At 65.6% G+C, this 7,345-nt stretch carries 6 protein-coding genes and 4 pseudogenes; 4 read left to right on the forward strand and 6 right to left on the reverse strand.

Going from position 1 to position 7,345, the window contains the following annotated elements:
* Both RHBS_RS21385 and dut read right to left on the reverse strand, forming a co-directional pair.
* A pseudogene (locus RHBS_RS21385) lies at window positions 1-193 on the reverse strand (DUF3710 domain-containing protein); the annotation flags it as partial.
* Between the two features lie 64 nt (window positions 194-257).
* The gene (gene dut / locus RHBS_RS21390) at window positions 258-710 is read right to left on the reverse strand and encodes a dUTP diphosphatase (RefSeq protein ID WP_237669536.1); all 453 of its coding nucleotides are present in this window, start codon (window positions 708-710) and stop codon (window positions 258-260) included.
* A 283-nt stretch (window positions 711-993) separates the two neighbouring features.
* Here dut and RHBS_RS21395 point away from each other — a divergent pair.
* A pseudogene (locus RHBS_RS21395) lies at window positions 994-1,394 on the forward strand (DUF3093 domain-containing protein).
* 73 nt (window positions 1,395-1,467) lie between these two features.
* On the opposite strand, the pseudogene RHBS_RS21400 reads toward RHBS_RS21395, so the two are convergent.
* Window positions 1,468-1,769: pseudogene (locus tag RHBS_RS21400) on the reverse strand (DUF4193 domain-containing protein).
* A gap of 545 nt (window positions 1,770-2,314) precedes the next feature.
* Between RHBS_RS21400 and cei the strand changes: the two are divergent.
* Window positions 2,315-2,995 carry an envelope integrity protein Cei gene (gene cei, locus RHBS_RS21405; RefSeq protein ID WP_128646395.1) on the forward strand — a complete coding sequence of 227 codons (681 nt, stop codon included), beginning with the start codon at window positions 2,315-2,317 and terminating at the stop codon, window positions 2,993-2,995.
* A 15-nt stretch (window positions 2,996-3,010) separates the two neighbouring features.
* On the opposite strand, the gene RHBS_RS21410 is transcribed toward cei, so the two are convergent.
* On the reverse strand, window positions 3,011-3,898 hold the full coding sequence (locus RHBS_RS21410; RefSeq protein ID WP_374700639.1) for an inositol monophosphatase family protein: 888 nt from the start codon (window positions 3,896-3,898) through the stop codon (window positions 3,011-3,013).
* 186 nt (window positions 3,899-4,084) lie between these two features.
* On the opposite strand from RHBS_RS21410, the gene ppgK reads away from it, so the two are divergent.
* Both ppgK and RHBS_RS21420 read left to right on the forward strand, forming a co-directional pair.
* The gene (gene ppgK / locus RHBS_RS21415) at window positions 4,085-4,906 is read left to right on the forward strand and encodes a polyphosphate--glucose phosphotransferase (RefSeq protein ID WP_374700638.1); all 822 of its coding nucleotides are present in this window, start codon (window positions 4,085-4,087) and stop codon (window positions 4,904-4,906) included.
* Window positions 4,907-5,065: 159 nt separating this feature from the next.
* A pseudogene (locus tag RHBS_RS21420) lies at window positions 5,066-6,396 on the forward strand (RNA polymerase sigma factor).
* 76 nt (window positions 6,397-6,472) lie between these two features.
* Here the strand turns inward: RHBS_RS21420 and RHBS_RS21425 are convergent.
* Entirely contained in the window at window positions 6,473-6,832 is a 360-nt protein-coding gene (locus RHBS_RS21425; protein WP_128646396.1) for a DUF952 domain-containing protein, read from the reverse strand.
* A gap of 28 nt (window positions 6,833-6,860) precedes the next feature.
* Window positions 6,861-7,345, reverse strand: a 485-nt coding sequence (locus RHBS_RS21430; protein ID WP_145977560.1) for an EamA family transporter, incomplete at its 5' end; no start/stop codon positions are given.

Consider the following 7,345-nt stretch of genomic DNA (forward strand, 5'->3'; position numbering starts at 1 on the left):
CCGAACCGAGGTCGAGTCGCGTCTTGGCGACGGTCTCGCGATCGTCGTCGAGATCCTCGAGGTCGTGGGGACCGTCGGCGGTCGTGTCCGCGGCCTCGACATCGTCGTCTTCGTCCTCGACGCTGTCGACGAATGGCTCCGCACCGGGCGCGGAGGCACTGCCGGCGTCGTTCTTCTTACGCCGTCCGAACATGTTCAGCCCTCTTCTTCTCGGTTGCTTCCACTGTGCCTGCCACCGGCGAACGTCGTGGCGGAACTCACTGCTTCAGACTCGCATGGCCACCGGTCGAACCGTGACCACCGGCCCCTCGAACGGTGTCGTCCAACTCGTCGACCTCGACGAACGTCACCAGTTCGACTCGCTGCACGATCAGTTGGGCAATGCGGTCGCCTCGCTCGAGCTCGATCGAAGTGTGCAGGTCGTGGTTGATCAGACACACCTTGATCTCGCCGCGATACCCGGCATCGATCGTGCCCGGGGTGTTGACCACCGACAAGCCCGACTTCGCCGCCAGTCCCGATCGCGGATGCACCAGCCCGACGGTTCCCAACGGTAGAGCGATCGCGATTCCGGTCCCCACCAGGACGCGTTCGCCCGGTGCGATCGTCACCGGGGCGGTGATTCGCAGATCCACGCCCGCATCACCCTCGTGCGCCCGTGTCGGCACCGGAAGCTCGGGATCGAGTCGGCGTACCCGGACCTCGGACAACGGATCGGAAGGCAGCCGCGGGGTGGGGGGTCGGTCGACGGACGGTTCGTTGCCGGACTCGGTGACTTCGTCGCTCACGTGGAACGAGACTACGCTGGCCGGCTTCGGTCTCGGTGTGGCGACTACCCTGGGACTCGTGACTGCAGATCGACAGGCCAAACACGCATCGGAGTCCGGCGACTCCACTCCTCACACGGGTTCCACGGCACCCGCTGACTCGGTGCTCTACTCCGAGCGACTCTGGGTGCCGATCTGGTGGTGGGCAGCGGGCGCGGCCGTGGCGGTGTTGCTGGCTGCGGAGATCCACATGGGAGCGCCCGGCATTCGTGCCTGGCTGCCCTACGTGGTGTTGCTGCCGCTGATCGCGTGGGCGTTGTTCGCCTTCAGCAGGCTGCGCGTCGAGGTGGTCGCGGGTGCGGCCGGTGCCGAGTTACGCGTCGGGTCTGCTCATCTGCCACTCGATGTGGCGTCGAAGGCTGCCGTCGTTCCAGCGACAGCAAAAAGTGCGGCACTGGAAGGCAGCTCGATCCGCTGGCCTTCGTGCAGCACCGCACCTGGGTGAAGCAAATGGTGATCGTGGTCCTCGACGACCCGAACGATCCGACACCCTACTGGCTGGTGAGCACCAAACGCCCCGAGGAGCTGTTGGCGGTCCTGACCGCGCACGGCGTCGAAGCGCGTTGACCGACCGCTCGATCTTTCGATCGGAACCGTCGACACAGACCTGATCCGAACGATCAGGTCTGTGCGGAGATGGTCACGCCGCGCAGTCGCGGCACATCAGTACACCGTTGGCGTCGCTGGCCAGTCGCTGCGGTGATGGACCAGGAAGCAGCTCGAGCACGTGAACTCGTCGGCCTGCTTGGGAACCACCCGAACCGAGAGCTCCTCGCCGGACAGATCTGCACCCGGGAGCTCGAAGGACTCCGCGGTGTCGGATTCGTCAACGTCCACCACAGCGGACTGGGCCTCGTTGCGTCGGGCCTTCAATTCTTCGAGCGAGTCCTCCGACACATCGTCGGATTCTGTTCTTCTCGGTGCGTCGTAGTCGGTTGCCATTGTCTTCGTACCCCTCATCTTCGTGCGTGTGTGTGGTGGAAGCTGCCGATGTGGTCGGCTTGTGGCCGTCGGCTGTGAAGAGGGCGCTTGCTCGCTCCCACCGATGTTCGTATCTGTTCAAAACCGTTCGTCGTCGCGCGGTGCCCGAAACTACACCGGGTAGTTCCCAGAACTCGCCGATTGAAACCCGATCGAGACCTCGCTCACCTGATCGATGGTGCACCGGCGTCCGATTCTTGAAGCACCGCGGCCGCCAGACAATAGCCGAAGCCGGTCACAAAGCAGAAACCGAACCGCCGACGAGTCCACAACCTGGGTGCACGCCGCATCAACACCGGGATGGGCAGCTTCATTCCGCGCGTCGCAGAACACTTCTCGACGCCGGTTTCGGGCTCCGAATCGGGCGTCGCGCACTGGATCGAAGGAGGGGCCGGCCGAGTGTGCCGCCCTCGCGCACCCCGGCCATCTACAGTAGGCACCGCGTCGGTGTGAACCGACTCTGCGAACCGGTCTCGGCGACTGCCGACGGAAAGGCGAAGATCACTGTGGTTTCTCTGATCACCGAAGGCCATTCGGTCGACGGTCGAGGTCGTCCGTTCCGTCGACGCCGCGCGTTTCCGATCATCGCGGTCTTCGCGGTACTGGCTCTGCTCGGAGTGCTGGTGTGGGTCAGGGTGTTCACCACCTCCGAAGCCACCTCGGCAACCGCCGAATGCAATGTGCCCACCGCCGCCGCCGCGTCGGACGGTACGCTGCCCGCGCCACTCGGCGAGGAAGTGGACCCGACGACCTTGCTCGACGTCGAGCCTGCCGCCCTGTCCGCATCGAAAGTGCGTGTTTTCAACGCCAACGGTGAGCGCGGACAAGCCGCTCTGGTGGCCGCCCAGCTCAGCGACTACGGTTTCGCCAGCGCGCCGGACGTCCAGGTCGGCAACGATCCGGTCTACGTCGATCAGAACATGCAGTGCCAGGGCCAGATTCGGTTCGGCCCGGCCGGCCTGGCGGCAGCGAGTGCGGTGTCGCTGGTCGCGCCCTGCGCCGAACTGATCGAAGACGCCCGCGCCGACGACTCGGTCGATCTGGCACTCGGTACCTACTTCAGCGAGATCCAGCCCAACGACGACGCCGAGGAAGTGCTGCGCACGCTTGCCGGGGCCGCACCAGGTGCACCGCCTGCACCACTCGATGCCGATCTGCTCGCGGCAGCACGCGAATCGCGTTGCTGACGCAGTAGGGCCGCGTCAGCCGGGAATCGGATCGAGGGCACCCGCGCTGCGGAGTACGGCCACGAAGCGTCCGCGATCCCCCGGGGCCGTTGCGACCGTCACCGAACCCTGCGCACTGGTGCTGTTGGCCGCGGGCAGCCTGATCATTGCGCCCGCCTCGGCCGCGATCAGCGCACCCGCCGCCCAATCCCACGGACTGAGTCCGTGTTCGAAGTGGGCGTCCACCACTCCGGACGCGACCATGCACAGATCGAGCGCGGCCGAACCGATCCGGCGGATGTCGCGCACCTGAGGCAGCAGTTCGGAGATGATCGCGCCCTGCACCGCGCGACGGGAGGATCCGTAGCCGAATCCGGTGGCCAACAACGTCATCGACACATCGGTGACACCGGAACAGTGCAGCTGCTCCTGGGTACCGTCGGCCCGCTCCACCGTCGCCCCACGTCCCAGAGCGGCCGAGTAGACGAGCTCGTGGGCGACATCGATCACGGCCCCCGCAACACTGACACCGTCGATCTGGACTGCGACCGAAACCGCGTACGCCGGAATTCCGTACATGAAGTTCACGGTTCCGTCGATCGGGTCCAGCACCCATCGCACACCGTCGAGCGAGTCGTCCTCGCTGCCTTCCTCTTCTCCGAGAATCGCATCCTCGGGCCGCAGCTGCGCCAGCATCTCGCGTAGGACGCGCTCGGTTTCGGTGTCCACGACGGTCACCGGATCGGTCGGCGTGCTCTTGGAGTGCACCGCGCCGTCACCCTCGTTCGAATCGCCGCCGAAGACCTCGGGACGACGCCGTCTGACATGCTCGGCGGCTCGCGTCGCGACCCGTACGGCGACCTCGCGCAGCACGTCCACCTCGCGCGTGTTCGATCCCTCTGCTGCCACCTGCTCTTCCGGCAATTGCGTACTGGCGGTGTCGGTCTGCGATCGGTCTGGTTTCGGCACGCGTACATCGCAACACACACCGACGTCCGAGCACCACCGCAGCGACCGCCGGTGACGTCACGTCCCGCGAACGCCGAAACGCACTATTGTTCGGAGGCGACGGCATCACACGGATTCGATCACGCCAGGAGCGGCATCCACATGACACAGGCAGGTTCGGACAACACCACCGCTGCGGCAGCGCGCCACGGATTCGGCGTCGATGTGGGCGGCAGCGGCATCAAGGGCGGAATAGTGGACCTGAGCACCGGAGAGCTCGTCGGCGACCGCTACAAGATCGAGACGCCGCAACCGTCGACCCCCCGATGCCGTCGCGCGCACCGTCGCCGAGATCGTCGCGCACTTCGAGTGGACCGGTCCGGTGGGCGTCACACTGCCTGCCGTGGTGACCGACGGTGTCGCTCGCTCGGCCGCCAACATCGACAAGTCCTGGATCGACACCGACGCCGCGCGCTGTTCGCGAAGGCCATCGGCACCGAGAACGTCACCGTACTCAACGACGCTGATGCCGCCGGGGTGGCCGAGGACAAGTACGGCGGCGGCAAGGGCAAGGACGGCGTCGTCGTGCTGTTGACGTTCGGCACAGGGATCGGTTCGGCCGTGCTGCACAACGGAGTTCTGCTTCCCAATACCGAATTCGGTCACATGGAGGTCGACGGCAAGGAAGCCGAGCATCGCGCGGCGTCGTCGGTGAAGGAGAATCAGGGGCTGTCCTACAAGGAGTGGGCGAAGGAGGTCTCGAAGGTTCTCGAGACGTTCGAGGCACTGCTGTGGCCGGATCTTTTCATCGCCGGCGGCGGAATCAGCCGCAAGAGCGAGAAGTGGATTCCACACCTGACCAATCGCACGCCCGTGGTTCCGGCAACCCTGCTGAACACTGCCGGGATCGTCGGCGCCGCACTGGCGGCGGACTCCGCCGTACCGTCCGCCGAGACCGGTACGTCCGCGGGATCGGTGGACTGACACGCGGGTTGCCACCTGCGTAGGGCGAGGGTCGGTAACAAACTCCTGAGAGGTCGTTACAATGGTGTGTGCCGGTACGCAGCCGGCTGAATCCGAAGACCTCTCCGCCGGAAACAACTCTGGCGTGACGCCGCACGACTTCGTCACGAAAGGGCGTACGTGGCAGCCACCGATATCCGTCAGACCGTAGATTCCGAAACCGAGTCTGCGACACCTGCACCTGCTGTCAAGCACCCGCTGCGAAGGCACCGGCAAAGAAGGCACCCGCCAAGCGCGCCGCAGCCAAGAAGGCACCGGCGAAGAAGGCCGCAGCAAAGAAGACAGCAGCAACACCGGCGTCCGGGGACGATGCCGACGAGAGCACTCCGGGGATCGAAGACATCGACATCTCCGAGGGCGACCTCGCCGCAGCCGCCAACGATGTCGTCGAGGTGGTCGCTGCCGGTGACGACACCGAGGAAGACGCCACCGCCGAGCCGACTGCCGAGGACAAGGCGTCCGGTGACTTCGTCTGGGACGAAGAGGAATCCGAGGCGCTGCGCCAGGCCCGCAAGGATGCCGAGCTCACCGCGTCCGCCGACTCCGTCCGTGCCTACCTCAAGCAGATCGGCAAGGTCGCACTCCTCAACGCAGAGGAGGAAGTCGAACTGGCCAAGCGCATCGAGGCCGGCCTGTTCGCGGTCGAGAAGATGCGCGAGTCCGCGGAAAAGGGCGAGAAGCTTCCCGTTGCGCAGCGTCGCGACATGACGTGGATCTGCCGTGACGGCAACCGCGCCAAGAATCACCTCCTCGAGGCGAACCTTCGACTCGTCGTCTCCCTCGCCAAGCGCTACACCGGCCGTGGCATGGCGTTCCTGGACCTCATCCAGGAAGGCAACCTCGGTCTGATTCGCGCGGTCGAGAAGTTCGACTACACGAAGGGCTACAAATTCTCGACGTACGCCACGTGGTGGATCCGACAGGCGATCACCCGGGCCATGGCCGACCAGGCCCGCACCATCCGTATTCCGGTGCACATGGTCGAGGTCATCAACAAGCTCGGCCGTATCCAACGCGAGCTGCTCCAGGATCTGGGTCGCGAACCCACTCCCGAAGAGCTCGCGAAGGAAATGGACATCACGCCGGAGAAGGTGCTGGAGATCCAGCAGTACGCGCGTGAGCCGATCTCGCTCGACCAGACCATCGGTGACGAGGGCGACAGCCAGCTCGGTGACTTCATCGAGGACTCCGAGGCGGTCGTCGCCGTGGACGCCGTGTCGTTCACGCTGCTCCAGGATCAGCTGCAGTCGGTTCTCGAGACGCTGTCCGAGCGCGAGGCGGGCGTGGTTCGTCTACGGTTCGGCCTCACCGACGGTCAGCCCCGCACCCTCGACGAGATCGGTCAGGTCTACGGTGTCACGCGCGAGCGGATCCGTCAGATCGAATCCAAGACCATGTCCAAGCTGCGTCACCCGTCGCGTTCTCAGGTACTGCGCGACTACCTGGACTGATTCGTTCGCTCGACCTCGAACAACGACCGCCGATCACTGTGATCGGCGGTCGTTGTTCTTTGCTGCGTGGATGCCGTCACACCTGCGGCACCCCGAATGTTCCGTCCGGCCCCGGCCGATAGTCCAGCACAGCCGTGACGGCCGCGATCGGCAGCGGTCCGTACAGGTGCGGGAAGCGCATGGACTCCGGATCGGTCGGCACCCCCGGTTCCCATCGAACGGGTGCCGTCAGACGAGCCGGATCCACGCGCAGCAGAACCAGATCCGTGCGGCCGGAGAAGAGCCGATTCGCGGGCAAGTGCACTTGCTCGGGTGTGGACAGGTGCACGAAACCCACGGATTCGTAGGAGTCCGGGGTGTAGTCGGCCCGACCACGCATCGCGAGCCACTCCCCTGCCGTGCAGATGTGAACGAGGTCGTCCTGCTTGCTGGTCACAGTTCCATTCTGCAGTGTCGCGTGCGCGTCAGGGCGGCGGAATGTCGGCAACGCCCCGATCTCTGCGGGCAGGCAGCCCACCGACCACGACGGCCACGATGACGGCGACGATTCCGAGAGCCTCCAGAGTCGTCGGAATCTGAGTCAGCACCACGGCCCCGACCACCGTCGCCGTCGCCGGGAGCAGAGCCAGCAACAACGCGAAGCGGGCCCGGCCGACTCGCACCAGGACGTACTGATCGAGAACGTAGGGAACCACACTCGACAACAGTCCGACGCCCAGTCCGAGAACCCAGATCCGCCAGTCTCCCAGTGCATTCGAGTGCGCGACCGCGAACGGCCCGAACAGTGGGACGGCAAGGAGTACGGACGCGATTCCGAAACCGGCAGCCATGTCGTCGAGCCCCTGGCCTGCGTCGGCAACCGACTTGCCCAGCACGATGTAGGCAGCCCACAGGGCCGCCGAGCCCAGCGCGAACGCGATCCCGACCAGCCCCACCTCGCCGCCCTCGA

Origin of the sequence: Rhodococcus sp. BS-15 (assembly GCF_000813105.1) — a bacterium.
Lineage (GTDB): Bacteria > Actinomycetota > Actinomycetes > Mycobacteriales > Mycobacteriaceae > Rhodococcoides.

Bases quoted from the DNA above. Each gene is read 5' to 3' on its own strand.
- ppgK (WP_374700638.1), top strand. From the start codon at position 4,085: ATGACACAGGCAGGTTCGGACAACACCACCGCTGCGGCAGCGCGCCAC.